14 protein-coding genes and 1 pseudogene are annotated in these 15,348 nt (G+C 59.6%); 7 read left to right on the top strand and 8 right to left on the bottom strand.

Features of this window, described 5'->3' with window-relative positions; all coding sequences use genetic code 11:
• Positions 1 to 23: 23 nt before the first annotated feature.
• Positions 24 to 149 (top strand): annotated as a pseudogene (locus tag HRH33_RS11225) (sugar ABC transporter permease); the annotation flags it as partial.
• 1 nt (position 150) lies between these two features.
• Here the strand turns inward: HRH33_RS11225 and HRH33_RS11220 are convergent.
• From HRH33_RS11220 to HRH33_RS11210, 3 genes are read right to left on the bottom strand one after another with little or no spacing between them, the layout of a single operon-like run.
• Positions 151 to 1,074 (bottom strand): LysR substrate-binding domain-containing protein, encoded by a 924-nt coding sequence (locus tag HRH33_RS11220; protein WP_167417430.1) that lies wholly within the window; start codon positions 1,072 to 1,074, stop codon positions 151 to 153.
• A complete protein-coding gene (locus tag HRH33_RS11215; protein ID WP_167417429.1) occupies positions 1,074 to 1,922 on the bottom strand; it encodes an EamA family transporter in 849 nt (282 codons plus the stop codon). Before HRH33_RS11215 ends, HRH33_RS11220 begins: the two co-directional genes overlap by 1 nt.
• A 52-nt stretch (positions 1,923 to 1,974) precedes the next feature.
• Positions 1,975 to 2,922 carry a TauD/TfdA family dioxygenase gene (locus HRH33_RS11210; protein ID WP_167417428.1) on the bottom strand — a complete coding sequence of 316 codons (948 nt, stop codon included), beginning with the start codon at positions 2,920 to 2,922 and terminating at the stop codon, positions 1,975 to 1,977.
• A 463-nt stretch (positions 2,923 to 3,385) separates the two neighbouring features.
• Here HRH33_RS11210 and HRH33_RS11205 point away from each other — a divergent pair, with 463 nt between their 5' ends.
• On the top strand, positions 3,386 to 3,682 hold the full coding sequence (locus HRH33_RS11205) for a DUF6124 family protein (protein ID WP_094066292.1): 297 nt from the start codon (positions 3,386 to 3,388) through the stop codon (positions 3,680 to 3,682).
• Positions 3,683 to 3,823: 141 nt separating this feature from the next.
• Here the strand turns inward: HRH33_RS11205 and HRH33_RS11200 are convergent, their stop codons facing one another.
• The gene (locus HRH33_RS11200) at positions 3,824 to 5,074 is read right to left on the bottom strand and encodes a glycoside hydrolase family 68 protein (protein ID WP_167417427.1); all 1,251 of its coding nucleotides are present in this window, start codon (positions 5,072 to 5,074) and stop codon (positions 3,824 to 3,826) included.
• A 239-nt stretch (positions 5,075 to 5,313) separates the two neighbouring features.
• Entirely contained in the window at positions 5,314 to 6,813 is a 1,500-nt protein-coding gene (locus HRH33_RS11195) for a CoA-acylating methylmalonate-semialdehyde dehydrogenase (protein ID WP_034097329.1), read from the bottom strand.
• Between the two features lie 108 nt (positions 6,814 to 6,921).
• Here HRH33_RS11195 and HRH33_RS11190 point away from each other — a divergent pair, with 108 nt between their 5' ends.
• The 4 genes from HRH33_RS11190 to HRH33_RS11175 all read left to right on the top strand — a co-directional run bounded on the left by HRH33_RS11190 (position 6,922) and on the right by HRH33_RS11175 (position 10,619).
• A complete protein-coding gene (locus tag HRH33_RS11190; RefSeq protein ID WP_167417426.1) occupies positions 6,922 to 7,860 on the top strand; it encodes a LysR family transcriptional regulator in 939 nt (312 codons plus the stop codon).
• 67 nt (positions 7,861 to 7,927) lie between these two features.
• Entirely contained in the window at positions 7,928 to 8,863 is a 936-nt protein-coding gene (locus HRH33_RS11185; RefSeq protein ID WP_167417425.1) for an ornithine cyclodeaminase family protein, read from the top strand.
• Positions 8,860 to 9,993, top strand: a complete 1,134-nt coding sequence (locus HRH33_RS11180; protein ID WP_034137789.1) for an NAD(P)/FAD-dependent oxidoreductase — start codon at positions 8,860 to 8,862, stop codon at positions 9,991 to 9,993. Before HRH33_RS11185 ends, HRH33_RS11180 begins: the two co-directional genes overlap by 4 nt.
• Positions 9,993 to 10,619 (top strand): helix-turn-helix transcriptional regulator, encoded by a 627-nt coding sequence (locus HRH33_RS11175; protein WP_034137788.1) that lies wholly within the window; start codon positions 9,993 to 9,995, stop codon positions 10,617 to 10,619. The genes HRH33_RS11180 and HRH33_RS11175 overlap by 1 nt, the downstream gene beginning before the upstream one ends.
• Positions 10,620 to 11,329: 710 nt before the next feature.
• Here the strand turns inward: HRH33_RS11175 and HRH33_RS11170 are convergent.
• Entirely contained in the window at positions 11,330 to 12,106 is a 777-nt protein-coding gene (locus tag HRH33_RS11170) for an ABC transporter substrate-binding protein (RefSeq protein WP_167417424.1), read from the bottom strand.
• A gap of 200 nt (positions 12,107 to 12,306) precedes the next feature.
• On the opposite strand from HRH33_RS11170, the gene HRH33_RS11165 reads away from it, so the two are divergent.
• On the top strand, positions 12,307 to 12,603 hold the full coding sequence (locus HRH33_RS11165; protein ID WP_167417423.1) for a hypothetical protein: 297 nt from the start codon (positions 12,307 to 12,309) through the stop codon (positions 12,601 to 12,603).
• Between the two features lie 31 nt (positions 12,604 to 12,634).
• On the opposite strand, the gene HRH33_RS11160 is transcribed toward HRH33_RS11165, so the two are convergent.
• Together HRH33_RS11160 and HRH33_RS11155 are read right to left on the bottom strand one after the other, a co-directional pair.
• Positions 12,635 to 13,909, bottom strand: coding sequence for a glucarate dehydratase family protein (locus tag HRH33_RS11160; RefSeq protein WP_040267923.1), 1,275 nt, complete (start codon positions 13,907 to 13,909; stop codon positions 12,635 to 12,637).
• Complete coding sequence (locus HRH33_RS11155; protein ID WP_425326815.1) at positions 13,906 to 15,300, bottom strand: MFS transporter; 1,395 nt, start codon at positions 15,298 to 15,300, stop codon at positions 13,906 to 13,908. Before HRH33_RS11155 ends, HRH33_RS11160 begins: the two co-directional genes overlap by 4 nt.
• Between the last annotated feature and the right edge of the window lie 48 nt (positions 15,301 to 15,348).

Here is a 15,348-nt window from a genome sequence, read left to right as displayed (position 1 = left end):
TAAGCATGCATGTCGCCGAACAGGCTCTTTTTCCCACTAGCCTGGATAACGGCATGCCGATGCTGGATGTGGACAGTTACTGGCAGATGATTGTGAAAGGCAGCATTTGGGTGTGGGTGGATGTGAGTACGCGGGCGGGTCGGCGCTGAATCAAGCGCCAGAGCCCCGCACTTGGTCAATGAACTGATGTGCCTGGGCCTTGAGCCAATCAAACAAGCGGGCGATATCGCGTTCTGATTGTCGTCCATTTCGACAAATGATGTAGTACGCCGCAGGGGACATCATGGTGGGGGCATTCAACGCAACCAGTTCACCGTCTTTCAATTGGTCATGCACCAGCGCCGTCCTGCCCAGCGCAATCCCGCCGCCTTTCACTGCCAGACTGATGGCCAGGCTGGAATCTGGAAAACGCGGCCCGTGGTGATACGGCGGTGCCTCCAGCCCGTGAAAGGCGAACCAGCTCTCCCATCCTGGGCACACCTGATCGTCGACTCGGTGAATCAGCGGGTACCGCGCGATGTCCTCCAGCGCAATCTCACCATTCACGCGTTTGAATTGCGGCGAACATACCGGGAACACCGCATCGCGCATCAGCAGTTCGACATGATGATCCGGGTAGTCACCATCACCCATCACCACAGCGACATCGAACGGATGAACGCTTAAGGTGGCGCGACTGATGTCCACGCTGGTCAACACCAGATCAAGGTTCAATGCAGCTTCGGCGTGAGCACCATGCATTCGTGGAATCAGCCAGGTTGCACACAGGGAGGAGGTACACGAGAGGTGAAGCGGCTGTGATTTACTCGGACTAAGCGAATGCAGCACCGCATCCAGCGCTTTGAAAAAGCCATCCGCCACCGGCAATAAGGACTCTCCCGCAGGCGTGAGCTTGACTCCCCGCGAATGCCGCTCGAACAACTGCACCCCCCACCATTCTTCCAGACCTGCGATTTGATGGCTGATGGCGCTGGCGGTGAGATTCAACTCAGACGCAGCACGCGCGAAACTGCCGGTTTGCGCCGCGCTGACAAAGGCTTGAAGCATAGGAGTGGGTGGCGGACGCTGGGCCATCAGGTGCTCACTTTGATCAGGACGATCCCGCAAACAATGACGAACGCCGACAGCATCCGTCGCCAGCCGAACCGCTCTCGGAAGAACAGCGCGGCAATGATGGCGCCGATGATAACACTCGTCTCCCGCAGCGCTGAGACCCTGGCCACCGCATCCAGCGACAGTGCAAACAGGACCAAACCGTAAGACGACACGTAGAAAACCCCGCCCATCGCACCCACTCGCCAGTGGCCGCGCACTGCCTGGATGAGCGCCGATCGCGCCTTGAAAAACGCGAGCAGCGGGATCGGAATGCTCTGGAATACCGTGAGATAGATGATGTACTGCAGCGCCGTCTCACTGGCTCTTACACCTTTGGCATCCACCACCGTGTAGGACGCGATGAACACCCCCGCACACACGGCCATCAGTATCGGCTTGAACATCTGCGCAGTCATCCCGCGTACAAACGCCAGGCTGATGATCCCTGCACAAATCAGCAGCACACCCGTCATCGACGGGAACGACAACTGTTCATGCAAAAGGACGTAGGAAAACAGCGCGACCAGCACTGGCGGCACGCCACGCATCACCGGGTACACCTGACCGAAGTCGCCGGTTTCATACGCCTTGATCAAAAATAATCGATACACCGTATTGAGCATCACCGAAATCAGCACATACACCCACACCTCCAGGTTGGGCACGTTGACCAACGGCAGCGCCGCCAGGCAAATCAGCAATGCCGTGCCATCGACCATGGCCAAGGTCATGAAACGGCTGCTGCCGGCACGGACAACGGCGTTCCAGGTGGCGTGCATGAAGGCGGAGATTAAGACCAGGGTGATGGCAATGCTGGCGTTATCCATGGGGGCTCGGCTTTTGGGTGGTATCGAGGGGGCGCGGCATACTTCACCGGCATCATTGTTTGCGTAACCACATTCTCAACATGTAACGATTCAGGCTGCTTAAGGGCGCTTTATCATTAATTTCTGAGTGTGGAGTATGCTTATCAATGAAATGTGTTCGGGTATGGAGAAACTTATTGCCCGCTGAAACAAGCACCTGACCGGGCTCGAGCAATACACGATGCTGAACGGATGATTGGTCGAGTACTGCATCCAGAAAATCCAGCGCCCGAACCTGCGATAACGTTAACGGCACTTGTGCTTTAAGGTGAGCCGATTCGATATACACGCGAAAGTACCTTATCAAAGGAATACCTTCTTGGGAAAAGCTCAGGATGGGCGCTTTAAATAAACACTCTTCTTCTGACATGCCCCTATTTTCAAAATAGAAATCGCGCTTTAGTTCTTCGAGAACATCCGCAAATGCCATCAGCTCTGCATATACCGCGCTTGCGTCAATAAGAATGCTCTCACCGCCCAGAAGCGCTTTCTGTCCGCAAGCCAGAACCAGATAGTCGATCGGAAGCGGGTCGCTGACTCCATCGTTATGTATGTAGGCCCACTGTCGGGTCTGATGGTACCTCCCACCCTCCTCGATACTTTTGCCGCCCCGGTCATAAACCTCAATGATCTTATGACCAAGATGATTTTGCACCATTGGCCTACCGAGCGAAGAGCCAAAGGCCCACACCAGCGACTTGAAAGCTTCAAGGTTATCCGTCTTAAATCCATCAAGAATTAAAACATGGCTTCCATGCTCAATAATGTTTCGTATGGTGCGTAACTCTTCGCTAAGCGACCGCGAAGAAAACGAACCATTGCAAGCAAAGTTTATATCGAGTCGATCGGCTTGGATTTTTGATTCAGATTTCAAGCTTATGCTCAGTAACTCATCAAATGCTGCATTTGAGAGTTGGACTTTAGATACTGCTTGTCGATAATTGCTGACATTTATGTTCATCGCAATCCTTTACGTAATTGAGTGGACGCTGATATTTAACTAAGCCCACCGCACCTGCAAAAGCGAAACGTCATCAGCACTGCCATCAAATTCCATCATCGAAGACTTTTCCTACAGATATAAACCATCACACGCTCTTCGATGACATCGAGTCATGGTTTGTAAAGGGCCAGCAAGCCGCATCCCTTTTAATTGCAGGACGTTTCCTAGACAATCCTCGCCGCCTTGTGCCTGTTGGAATCGATGGCTAGTCTGCGGTCCGTCACTGCTCATCAGTGATCGGGTTTAGTCGCCCGGATTCAGAACAGGCGCATGTTTCCCATGAAGCTTTATGGTGGCTGTGCGCAGGGCGCCTTCGGGTGCGCCGGGTTCCTGTTCTGACCGGTCGACTAACCTGCGTACAGCCGCCACCTTCGTTTAGTCGCAAAGCGTGTCGGCTCCTTGATCAGACAGGAACTACACCATGAACAAAGTCGTCCCCGATCCACCCTTCGATCCCGCTAAAGACCGCGCCGCCTTCAACCGCGCCATCGACCATTACCTGCCGACCCAAGGCTTTCACGCCATCAACGAAGACCTGAGCTTCGAAGACGCCCTGCTCTACACCGCCAGTTTGCTCGATAGCGCATCGGCGACGGCGTTGGATTGTGGCGAGCAACTGACGAGCCCAGAGCGAGCGAAAATCCTGGCAGTGTGGCACTTGCTTGAAATTGCCAAAACCACGGTAGATCGCTCAATCAACTGCCTGAAACACGGTTAGAAAATGTGGGAGGGGGCTTGCCCCCGATAGCAGTGGGTCAGCTACACAGAAGCTGACTGATCCACCGCCATCGGGGGCAAGCCCCCTCTTACAGTCGGGTTGGTTTACACCTGATGAATCAGGCTGACCGTTGCGCTGCTGTCATTGGTCCAACACCACATCGCGCATCGGCGGGATGTAACCGTAGTCATAAGCCTCCTGCACGAACGAACGATCACCCTTGAGCACAATCCTGACCGTCGGCGCTTCGGTGCCGCCGATGCGGTAGTCGTCGCCGGCGGTGGGCACGCTGTCGATAAACGATGTGACCAGGCCATTGGGCATCACGCAGTGCGAATAGGTCTGGAACGGCTGCGACGGCGGGTTGCCCAGAACCAGGCCCGAAGCGTTCATCGGTGTGTAGGGGCCGAACAGATGATCGCCGACAAACCCGTAGACCCCATCCGGGCCCGTTATGCCATCGGCATAGGTGAACTTGTGACTGATGGTAAACAGGTAGTACTTGTTGTCCTGAAACACGTAGTGCGGCCGCTCGGTCTGATCATTCACCCCGACGGCGGTGACCAGGGGCGGCAGGAGTTCCCATTCATCGCCATTGAGGTCCTTGGCCACCGCAAGGCCGATGCAACCCACCTGGTAACGGGCACCGCCCACATGTTCATGCCCTGGCGGCACCAGGCCCAGTTCGTTCGCGCCCACTTCGTGAGTGCCGCGCTCACCTGCTACGTTGCCTTCGAACACCATGTACAGCTTGCCGTCCTTGGGATCGATAAACGGGCTGGGGTCGCGGAAGTTCCATGTCGCGTTCTGCGCTTCGGTCTGGTAGTAGGTGCCATCGGCTTCAAACAGGGCCTTTACCTGAGTGAAACCGCGCAGCTCGACACCGCTTTGGGAAGTGACCACCTGGCCTCGGACCTTGGCAATCGTCGCGCCCGGAGTGACGCAGGTGTAATACAGGTCGATGTCGCCGTTGTTATTGAGCAAGATCGGTGTACCTGCCCATTCACGCGTGGTCGGCGATACCCCTTCGGCCATCACGCGGCCGCCGAAGATCCAGTCTTTGCCGGTGCGCGAGTACCAGTAGCAGATGCGCGCATGACCATGGCGATCTTCCCAATCGCGCTTGATATCGTAGCGGCCATCGGCATTGATGAATTGCGGATCATGGGGGCGACGGTCGGCCGTCAGGGTGAAGATCACGGACCAGCCGTTAACCGAAACCACCGTGCCGTCCAGGGTGCGCAAGGGCATGGTGTCCCAGATAAACACCGTGTCACTCATCACCGGGAAGTCGGCAGGCACCAGCGGTTGAGTCGTGGTGGGGTCATTTTCATTCACTTTGAGCGCATCTGCGCGTGTCCAGCGAGTGGGGATAATAGTGGCGTGTTTCATGATGAAGTCCTTTTCATTGACGCTTGGATACGGCCCGTCATAGCGAGCCAGCGTATTGAGTTGATCCATTGACCTACACACAGTGCCCAGCGGGGCTGAAGTGTCCTTCCTGGACAATCAGCGCCTAAACACTGTGTTTATATACAGTATTCGGCATTCGCCTGGGCGTCAACTCTTGAGTGAAAATATCCAGAGGTGGGAGGGGTTTACCCCCTCCCACATTTACCCTCCCAACTATGTTATTTGGAAACCGGCATCGCAAACTCAGCGCCCTGTTCGATGCTCTCCGACCAGCGCTGCATGATCGACTTCTGCTTGGTGTAGAAGCGCACGCCTTCAGTGCCGTAAGCATGCATGTCGCCGAACAGGCTCTTCTTCCAACCACCAAAGCCGTGCCAGGCCATCGGCACCGGGATCGGGACGTTGATGCCGACCATGCCCACTTCGATGCGTCGTGCAAATTCGCGGGCGATGTGGCCGTCGCGGGTGAAGCAGCTGACGCCGTTGCCGAACTCGTGGTCGTTAACCAGTTTTACCGCTTCGGCGAAGTCATTCACGCGCACGCAGGCCAGTACCGGGCCGAAGATTTCTTCGCGGTAGATGCTCATCTCTTTGGTCACGTGATCGAACAGTGTCGCGCCGAGCCAGAAGCCGTTTTCCAGACCCGGTTCGTTGGGCACGTAGTCGCGGCCGTCCAGCAGCAGTTGTGCGCCGGCTTGCACGCCTTGTTCGATGTAGCCGCTGATGCGTTCCAGGGCTGCGCGGGAGACGATGGGGCCCATTTCGGCTTTAAGGTCGCGGCCGTCGGTGATGCGCAGGTGCTTGGCGCGTTCGGTCAGGGCGGCGATGACTTTGTCACCCACATCGCCCACCAGCACCGCCACGGAAATCGCCATGCAGCGTTCGCCGGCACTGCCGTAAGCGGCGCCCATCAAGGCGTCGACGGTTTTTTCGATGTCGGCGTCGGGCATTACCACCATGTGGTTTTTCGCGCCGCCCAGGCCCTGCACGCGCTTACCGTGGCGCGCGCCGGTTTCGTAGATGTACTGCGCAATCGGTGTGGAGCCGACGAAGCTCACGGCCTTGACGTCCGGGTGTTCGATCAGTGCATCCACCGCTTCCTTGTCGCCTTGCACCACGTTGAATACGCCCTTGGGCAGGCCGGCTTCACGCAGCAGCTCGGCCATGAACAACGACGCACTCGGGTCGGTGGGGCTGGGTTTGAGGATGAAGGTGTTACCCGCTGCAATGGCGATGGGGTACATCCACATCGGTACCATCACCGGGAAGTTGAACGGCGTGACGCCCGCCACCACGCCCAGGGGTTGGCGCATAGTCCAGTTGTCCATGCCCCGGGAAACCTGGTCGGAATGCTCGCCCTTGAGCAGGTTGGGAATGCCGCAGGCGAATTCGAGGATATCGATGCCACGGTCGACTTCGCCCTGGGCGTCGGTGAACACCTTGCCGTGTTCGGCGACGATGATCCGCGCCAGGTCGTCTTTGCGTTCACGCAGCAGGTGCAGGTACTGGAACAGTACGCGGGCGCGGCGGATCGGCGGGGTGTCGGCCCAGCCGGCGAAAGCGGCCTGGGCGGCAGCGACGGCCTCGGACACAGTCTGGTGGCTGGCCAGCGCAACGCGGGCGGTTTTCTCGCCGGTGGCCGGGTTGTAGACATCCTGGTAGCGATCATCGCGGGAAACGCGCTGGTCGTTGATGTAGTGCTCGATGGTGTGGGTCATGGCAGTCGATCCAGGTGGTTAGCGTTGGTACACACCTTAGGCTTTCGCTTTGTTCCTAACCAGAGCAGAATCCAGAACTTATTGTCCTTATAGGCGAACAATACAGCCATGGAAAAATCCGAGATCGAAGGCTTGTGGACCCACATACACTGGCTTTCCGTGCTGGAAGAACACGGCACCTACACCGCCGCCGCCGCGCGTCTGGGGGTGAGTAAGTCGGCCGTAAGCCAGCGGATTTCCGACCTGGAAAAAGCCACCGGTACCCGCCTGGTGACGCGCACCACCCGCAGTGTGCGGCTGACCGATGCAGGGCGTTCATTGACCCGTGACGTGCGCAGTGCCTACGAACAGATTGCCCGCAGCTTTTCGTCGGTGCGCGACGCCGCAGGAGAGATCCGCGGCCTGGTGCGCCTCACCGCGCCAGTGGCATTTGCTCGCCAGCAATTGGTGCCGCACCTGTCGGGGTTCCTGCAGCAATACCCACAGGTGCGTATCCAACTGGACGTGTCCGATGCCCTCAGTTCACTCGCCGCCGAAGGCTATGACCTGGCGGTACGTCATGGTTTTCAGGTGCCGGAAACCCATGTGGCCTGGAAGCTGTGCGACACCGGCTCGGTGCTGGTGGCCACCCGGGATTACCTGCAATACCACGGCGAACCGCGCGAGCCCGACGAGCTGTCGGCGCACAACTGCCTGTTCTACCCGCGCGGTGCCGACCAACCGGCCTGGACCTTCGAACGCAACCACAAAAACGTCGAACGCATCACGGTGCCCATCGCCGGCAGCTTCGCCACCAACAACAGCGAAGCCTTGCGCGATGCGGCCCTGCACCACCTGGGCATCGCCCTGCTCCCTGACTTCAGCGCCCACGCCGCCCTGGCCAGCGGCAAACTGGTACATGTACTCAAGGGCTGGACGCTCAAGGGCGCGTTTGCCGATGAGATCTATTTGATCCGCCCGTACTCACCCCATGTGCCCAAGTCGGTAAGTGCGCTGGTGGGGTATCTGAAAGACAGGCTATCCGGTGGGTTTGCATTCAAAGGGTAAAACTTAGCCGTTGCCAGAAAGAACTAAAAGTCCATAATGGACAAATTAGTTTACGTCGGAGACCCCCATGCTCACTCCTCCTTTTGTGATCGACCAGACTCAGGCCCGCGAACACCTGGACCGCCTCGACATACCGCAGATCCTGCGCGCGCTGTTCCGCGATCTGGCTGCCGGGCACGCGGTGCAGCCAGCGCAGCAGCTTGTGCAATTCCCCCACGGCGCCGGTGACTTCATCAACTACCTCGGTGTGTTGGCCAATGAGGGTGTGTATGGGGTCAAGACTTCGCCCTACATCGTGCGCGAACAAGGGCCGCTGGTAACGGCGTGGACTCTGCTGATGTCGATGCACACCGGCCAGCCATTGTTGTTGTGCGACGCCGCCGAACTGACCACTGCGCGCACCGCCGCCACTACGGCGTTGGCGGTGGACGCACTGGCCGCACCGCAGGCCCAACGCTTGGCGATTATCGGCAGCGGCAAAGTCGCCCAGGCCCATGTGCAGTATGTGAAGAACCTGCGGGACTGGCAGAGCATCCGTCTGTTTTCGCCCAGCGCGGTCACGGCCAATCACGACGCCCTCCACTGCCTGGACCCGCGCCTGAGCATCGCCGCCAGCTGCGAGGCCGCCGTGGACGACGCCGATGTGATCCTGCTGTGTACCTCCTCTGCAGGCCCCGTGCTCGACCCGACACGCCTGAGCAAACCGGCGCTGATCACCTCCATCAGCACCAATGCCCCGCGCGCCCATGAGGTGCCGCCCCACAGCCTCACGGGCATGCAGGTGTTCTGCGACTATCGCCAGACCACCCCCACCGCAGCCGGCGAAATGCTGATCGCCGCCGAACAGCACGGCTGGCACCCCCGCATGGTGCTCGGCGACCTACCCGAGCTGCTCAGTGACCTGGTGCCGCGCCCGACCTATGATCGCCACGTCTTCTTCCGTTCCATCGGCCTGGGCCTGGAAGACATCGCCCTGGCCAATGCCCTCTGGAGACAGCTATGAACCACGCGGACTACCTCATCATCGGCGGTGGCATTGCCGGCGCCTCCACGGGGTTCTGGTTATCGCCCCACGGCAAGGTGATCGTGCTGGAACGTGAAAGCCACCCGGCCTATCACTCCACCGGGCGTTCGGCGGCGCTCTATACCGCCGCCTATGGCACCCCGCAAGTGCGCGCGCTGACCCTGGCCAGCCGCGACTTTTTCGACCATCCGCCTGCCGGTTTCTGTGAACACCCGCTGCTCACGCCACGGGGCGAAATGACCGTGGACTTCAGCGGCGACCCGGCCGAATTGAACGCGCAATATCTGAGCGCCAAGGCTACTGTGGAGCAGGTCGTGCAACTGAGCGCCGATGAAGCCTGTGAGATGTTACCGATCCTGCGGCGGGAAAAAGTCCACGGCGCGATCTACGACCCCACCGCCAGCGACATCGACACCGACGCCCTACACCAAGGCTATCTGCGCGGTATCCGACGCAACGGCGGCGACGTGCGCACCGACAGCGAGGTGCTGGGCTTGAGTCGCGACAGTGCCGGGCTCTGGCAGGTCAGCACCCAGGACGCCACCTTCACCGCGCCGATCATCATCAACGCCGCCGGCGCCTGGGCCGACCATATCGGCGGACTGGCCGGCGCCGCGTCCATCGGCCTGCAACCCAAGCGCCGCTCGGCGTTTATCTTCGCCGGCCCCGAAGGCGTGGACAGCCATGCCTGGCCGATGCTCGTAGCGCTGGACGAAGCCTTCTACATGAAGCCCGACGCTGGCATGTTCCTCGGCTCGCCGGCCAATGCCGACCCGGTGCAGGCACAGGATGTGCAGCCCGAAGAGTTGGATATCGCCATGGGCATCTACCAGATCGAAGAAGCCACCACCCTGAGCATCCGCCGCCCCACTCGCACCTGGGCCGGGCTGCGCAGTTTTGTGCACGATGGCGATCTGCTCAGCGGCTTCGATCCCCAGGTGCCGGGGCTGTACTGGGTCGCGGCGCAAGGCGGTTATGGGATTCAGACTTCACCGGCCATGGGCCAGGCCAGCGCGGCACTGGTGCGCGGAGTACCGCTGCCCCAGGCACTGACCCGCTTCGGTCTGGACGCTGATATGCTCTCTCCCGCCCGCCTGGAGCCCCATTGATGAACACCGCCGAACACGACAAAGCCCTGCAGAATTTCCGCGCGATTGCCGATGCGATCGCCACGCTGTTTTTCCCCCATGCCGAAGTAGTGCTGCATGACCTGCGCACACAAACCGTCGATTACATCGCCAACAACCTGTCCAAACGCGCCATCGGCGATGACTCGGCGCTGGAGGACATGCTCAGCGAGGAAATCAGCGAAGTGAATATCGGCCCGTATGAAAAGCTCAACTGGGACGGTCAGAAAATTCGCAGCCTGAGCACTGTCCTGCGCGACGCCCAGGATCGTCCGTTGGCGGTGCTGTGCATCAACTTGAATATCTCCCTGTTCGAAAACGCCAAGGCTGCGCTGGACCTGTTCCTGTCGCCGAGCAAACTGATCCCGCAGCCGGACGCCCTGTTTCGCGATGACTGGCAGGAGCGCATCAACACCTTCCTCCACGCTTGGCTGCGCGAACGTCAACTGAGCCTGAACCTGCTGACCCGCGACCACAAGCGCGAACTGGTACTGGCGCTGCACGCCGAAGGCGCGTTCAAGGGCAAGAGCGCCTCGAACTACGTGGCCAATGTGCTGGGCATGGGGCGGGCGACGGTCTACAAGCACTTGAAGGAGCTCAAGGGCTGATCGAACGAGGTAACGGGCCTGATTGCAGTGGTGCCTGACATTTATCGGGGGCAAGCCCCCTCCCACACTTGGAGCACCAGGCACCAGCCATACCCCGTGGAACAGAGAATTGCCTGTAGGAGGAGGCCTGCCCTCTCCCACACTTGGAGCACCGGGCACCAGCCATACCCCGTGGAACAGGGAATTGCCTGTAGGAGGAGGCCTGCCCTCTCCCACACTTGGAGCACTGGGCACCAGCCATACCCTGTGGAACAGGGAATTGCCTGTAGGAGGAGGCCTGCCCTATCCCACACTTGGAGCACCGGGCATCAGTCATACCCTGTGAAAGGGGAATTGCCTGTGAGAGGAGGCTTGCCCTCTCCCACACTTGGAGCACTGGGCATCAGCCATACGCTGTGGAAGGGGAATTGCCTTTGGGAGGAGGCCCTCTCCCACACTTGGAGCACCAGGCACCAGCCATACCCCGTGGAACAGGGAATTGCCTGTAGGAGGAGGCCTGCCCTCTCCCACACTTGGAGCACCGGGCATCAGCCATACCCTGTGGAAGGAGGAATTGCCTGTGAGAGGAGGCTTGCCCTCTCCCACACTTGGAGCACCGGGCATCAGCCATACGCTGTGGAAGGGGAATTGCCTTTGGGAGGAGGCCCTCTCCCACACTTGGGGCATCAGCCATTCCCTGTGGGAGGGGGCTTGCCCCCGATGGCGGTCTTTCAGTCGCCGTAGATATCCGACTTGAAGTACTGCTGCGAGATTTTCTGATACTCGCCACTGGCGCGAATCCCGTCGATGGCACTGTTGAGTTCGCTGACCAACGCGGTATTGCCCTTACGCACCGCGATTCCCGCGCCTTCACCCACGTATTTCGGGTCTTTGAGTTCCGGGCCGACAAAGGCGTAGCCCTTGCCCCGCGGCATCTGCAGGAAGTCGTTCAATGGGATGGTGTCGGCAAAGATCGCATCCAGGCGCCCCGCCGCCAGGTCCATGTAGATTTCTTCGTTATTGCTGTAACGCTTGACGTTGATGCCCTTGGGCTCGAACACCTCGGTGGCGTAACGGTCGGTGGTGGTGGCGCGCTGCACGCCGACGGTCTTGCCCTTGAGGCTGGCGTACTGGTCATCCACCACCGCGCCGTCCTTCATCACCAGGCGCGATGAAGTGAAGTAGTACTTGTGGGTGAAATCCACCGACTTCTTACGGTCTTCGTTAATGGTCATGGACGACAAGGCCATGTCGATTTTCTTCACTTTGAGGGAAGGAATCAGGCCATCGAACTCGCCTTCGACCCACACACACTTGACCTTCATCTGCGCACACAGGGCATTGCCGATGTCGTAGTCGAAGCCGACGATCTTGCCCTCCTCGGTCTTGGAGGCAAACGGCGGATATGCCGCTTCGATGCCAATACGCAGGGTCTTCTCGGCGGCCAGCACATGGCTGGACGCAAACAGGCTGAGGGCCAGGGCGGGGATCAGGGCGCGTTTCTTCATGGAGGTATCTCGCAAGTTGTTGTGGGTTTTGGCAAGAGTGAAGAAAAAATGCAGCGTTGCTTTTGTACTTATAAATCCATACTGGACTTTTATGTACAACCCGTCAAATCCACCTCGTCGCTCCCTTTCGGAAGATACTAATTTGAACGTTCACGCACCCCACTCCCTCAATACTGAAGGACGACCTGGAGGTAAGCGCCATGGCAGCAAACAAGCGTCAAGCGTCGCAACCATCCGATTGGGATGCACAACTGGCGAGAAACACCGAACTGTTTTTCGAAGCCGACCGCCTGGAGCAGGCGGCCTACGACATTATCGGCACCAGCCTGGCGGATGCCGCCGCGTGGTTGCGCTTTACCGAGGCCAAGCAAGCGGCCGACGCTAAGCGCACCGAGGCATATCAGGACCTGATGCGCATTCGCCGCACCATGGAGCAGGAACGTGCCGACCCGCGTCCGCCCAAAACCGCGGAGCAAAAAAAACCCGACGGCACATGACTGCGCGGTCGGGCAAACGAAGCGACCAGCTTCAATAACGGGGTTTGACGGCTTTCCAATCCGGCTGATACCGCTGCATCTGTTTCACGTCATCGCGCTGGCGGATACCGCAGCTCAGGTACTGATCATGCAGCTTGCCCAACTGGTCATGGTCCAGCTCAAGACCCAGGCCGGGGGCGCGGGTGAGCTGCACACAACCGTCGACGATCGGCACTTTGCCGCCCTTGATCACCTCCTCGTCCGGCTCTTGCCAGGGGTAGTGGGTGTCGCAGGCGTAGTCAAGATTGGGCACCGAAGCCGCCACATGGGCCATCGCCATCAGGCTGATGCCCAGGTGCGAGTTGGAGTGCATCGACACGCCCAGGCCGAAGGTCTGGCACATCCTGGCGAGCACCTGGGTGTCACGCAGGCCGCCCCAGTAATGGTGGTCCGCAAGCACGATCTGCACACTGTTTTGCGCCACGCTGCGGCGAAACTCATCAAAGTCGGTGACCACCATGTTGGTCGCCAACGCCAACCCGGTGCGTTTGTGCAGGTCGGCCATGCCATCGAGGCCGGGGGTCGGATCTTCGTAATACTGCAGGTCGTCGCCCAGCAACTCGGCCATGCGGATTGCCGTGTCGAGGGACCAGTTGCCATTCGGGTCGATGCGCAGCGGCACGCCTGGGAAGGCTTTTTTCAGCGCCTTGATACACGCCACTTCATGCTCGGGGGCCAGTGCACCGGCCTTGAGTTTGATGCTTTTGAAACCGTAGCTGTCGATCATGTGCCGGGCCTGGGCGACGATCTGCTGCTCATTAAGCGCCTCGCCCCAGTGGTCGGGTGCGTAGGGCGAATCGACATGCTCGGCGTATTTGAAAAACAGATAGGCACTGAAAGGGATGCGTTCGCGGATCGCCCCACCCAGCAGGTCCACCAGTGGCACATTCAAGGCATGGGCTTGCAAGTCGAGTAAGGCCACTTCGAACGCCGAATAAGCATTGCTCACGGCTTTGCTGGCGTGGGAACCCGGTGCCAGTTCGGCTCCTGGCAGGCTTGTGGGTGCATGGGCGGCCACGGTGGCCTGGACGATGGCGCGCAGGCCGTTGAGGTTGAACGGATCGAGCCCGATCAACTGCGGTTGCACCCGTTGCTGGATCGCCAGCGCCGGGGCATCGCCGTAGCTTTCGCCAAGGCCGATATAGCCGGTGTCACTCTCCACTTCGATGATCGAGCGCAGGGCAAAGGGTTCATGGATACCGCTGGCGTTAAGCAACGGCGGATCGCGAAAAGCAATCGGGGTGACGGTGACGCGGACGATTTTCAAGAGGCGGCTCCCTGTGGGCCTGGACGCAAGGCGTGATGATGGGCGGACGTGGGCGGCATACCGCCGTGCGGCGCGGTACGGGCAAAAAACACCAGCACCGCCGCCACCAGCGAGGTCGCTGCCAGGCCATACAGCCCGCCCTCGATGGAACCAGTGGTCTGCTCAAGCAGGCCGAAGGTGGTGGGCGCAACAAAACCTCCGAGGTTGCCCACCGAATTGATCAAGGCGATCACTGCTGCCGCGATCCGCGCATCCAGATAACCCTGGGGGATGGGCCAAAACAGCGCCGAGGCGGCTTTGAATCCAATCGCCGCAAAACAGATCGCAACAAAGGCGAACACCGGCCCGCCAACGGTCGACATAAACATGCCCAGCGCCGCGATCACCAGCATCAGTGCGACCCAAGCCTGCTGGTGCTTCCACTTGCTGGCCAGGGAGGCAAAGCCGTACATCGCGACGATGGAAATCACCCACGGAATTGAATTGAACAGGCCCACCTGGAAGTCCCCCAGGTTGCCCATTTTCTTGATCATGCTCGGTAGCCAAAATGTGGCGCCGTAGATGGTCAGGGCAATCGAGAAGTAGATAAAACAAAACAGCGCGATCTGTTTGTCGGCCAACAGCTTGAACATCGACGGGCGGCTGACCTGGGCGGCTTCACGGGCCTGCTGCTCATGGTCGATGGCGCTGACCAATGCGTATTTTTCTTGCGCGCTGAGCCAGGTCGCCTCGCGGGGATGGGACTGCAGCCAACACCACACAAACCCGCAGAGCACGATGGAGGCAAACCCCTCGATCAGGAACATCCACTGCCAGCCGTGCAGGCTCAGGCCGCTCACGTTCAACAGCGCACCCGACACCGGCCCGGAAATCACCGAGGCGATGGCCGAGCCGCTCAAAAATACCGCCATGGCCTTGCCACGCTCGGCGGCCGGCAGCCACTGGGTGAAGTAATAAATGATGCCGGGGAAAAACCCCGCTTCGGCGGCGCCGAGAATAAAGCGCAGCACGTAGAAACTCGTCTCGCCCTGCACAAAGGCCATGGCCATCGCGGCCGCGCCCCAGGTGAACATGATGCGCGTCAGCCAGGCCCGCGCGCCGTAGCGTTGCAACAACAGATTGGAGGGCACTTCGAAAATCGCGTACCCAATGAAAAACAACCCGGCACCCAGACCGTAGGCCGCTGCGCCAATTCCCAGGTCGGTCTCCATGTGGCTGCGCACAAAGCCGATGTTGACCCGGTCGATGTAGTTGACGATAAACATCACCACGAACAGCGGCAGCACATGGCGCTTGACCTTGGCGGCCGCGCGGGCAAGCACGGCGGGGTCCGGCGGATTGTGGAAGGTATCCAAGAGCGACTCCCGATGATTGTTTTTGTAGGGACGCATCGATCATGGACGCCGGCCATTGTTCCCGTCTAATCTAACTTGGGATGG

The organism is Pseudomonas rhodesiae, from assembly GCF_013285305.1.
Lineage (GTDB): Bacteria > Pseudomonadota > Gammaproteobacteria > Pseudomonadales > Pseudomonadaceae > Aquipseudomonas > Aquipseudomonas rhodesiae.
Note: the sequence above shows the minus strand (reverse complement) of the source record. Positions and strands in the feature narration are given on the sequence as shown.

Bases quoted from the DNA above. Each gene is read 5' to 3' on its own strand.
- HRH33_RS11155 (WP_425326815.1), bottom strand. From the start codon at position 15,300: ATGCGTCCCTACAAAAACAATCATCGGGAGTCGCTCTTGGATACCTTC.
- HRH33_RS11220 (WP_167417430.1), bottom strand. From the start codon at position 1,074: ATGGCCCAGCGTCCGCCACCCACTCCTATGCTTCAAGCCTTTGTCAGC.
- HRH33_RS11210 (WP_167417428.1), bottom strand. From the start codon at position 2,922: ATGAACATAAATGTCAGCAATTATCGACAAGCAGTATCTAAAGTCCAA.
- HRH33_RS11175 (WP_034137788.1), top strand. From the start codon at position 9,993: ATGAACACCGCCGAACACGACAAAGCCCTGCAGAATTTCCGCGCGATT.
- HRH33_RS11200 (WP_167417427.1), bottom strand. From the start codon at position 5,074: ATGAAACACGCCACTATTATCCCCACTCGCTGGACACGCGCAGATGCG.
- HRH33_RS11185 (WP_167417425.1), top strand. From the start codon at position 7,928: ATGCTCACTCCTCCTTTTGTGATCGACCAGACTCAGGCCCGCGAACAC.
- HRH33_RS11195 (WP_034097329.1), bottom strand. From the start codon at position 6,813: ATGACCCACACCATCGAGCACTACATCAACGACCAGCGCGTTTCCCGC.
- HRH33_RS11165 (WP_167417423.1), top strand. From the start codon at position 12,307: ATGGCAGCAAACAAGCGTCAAGCGTCGCAACCATCCGATTGGGATGCA.
- HRH33_RS11170 (WP_167417424.1), bottom strand. From the start codon at position 12,106: ATGAAGAAACGCGCCCTGATCCCCGCCCTGGCCCTCAGCCTGTTTGCG.
- HRH33_RS11205 (WP_094066292.1), top strand. From the start codon at position 3,386: ATGAACAAAGTCGTCCCCGATCCACCCTTCGATCCCGCTAAAGACCGC.
- HRH33_RS11215 (WP_167417429.1), bottom strand. From the start codon at position 1,922: ATGGATAACGCCAGCATTGCCATCACCCTGGTCTTAATCTCCGCCTTC.
- HRH33_RS11190 (WP_167417426.1), top strand. From the start codon at position 6,922: ATGGAAAAATCCGAGATCGAAGGCTTGTGGACCCACATACACTGGCTT.
- HRH33_RS11180 (WP_034137789.1), top strand. From the start codon at position 8,860: ATGAACCACGCGGACTACCTCATCATCGGCGGTGGCATTGCCGGCGCC.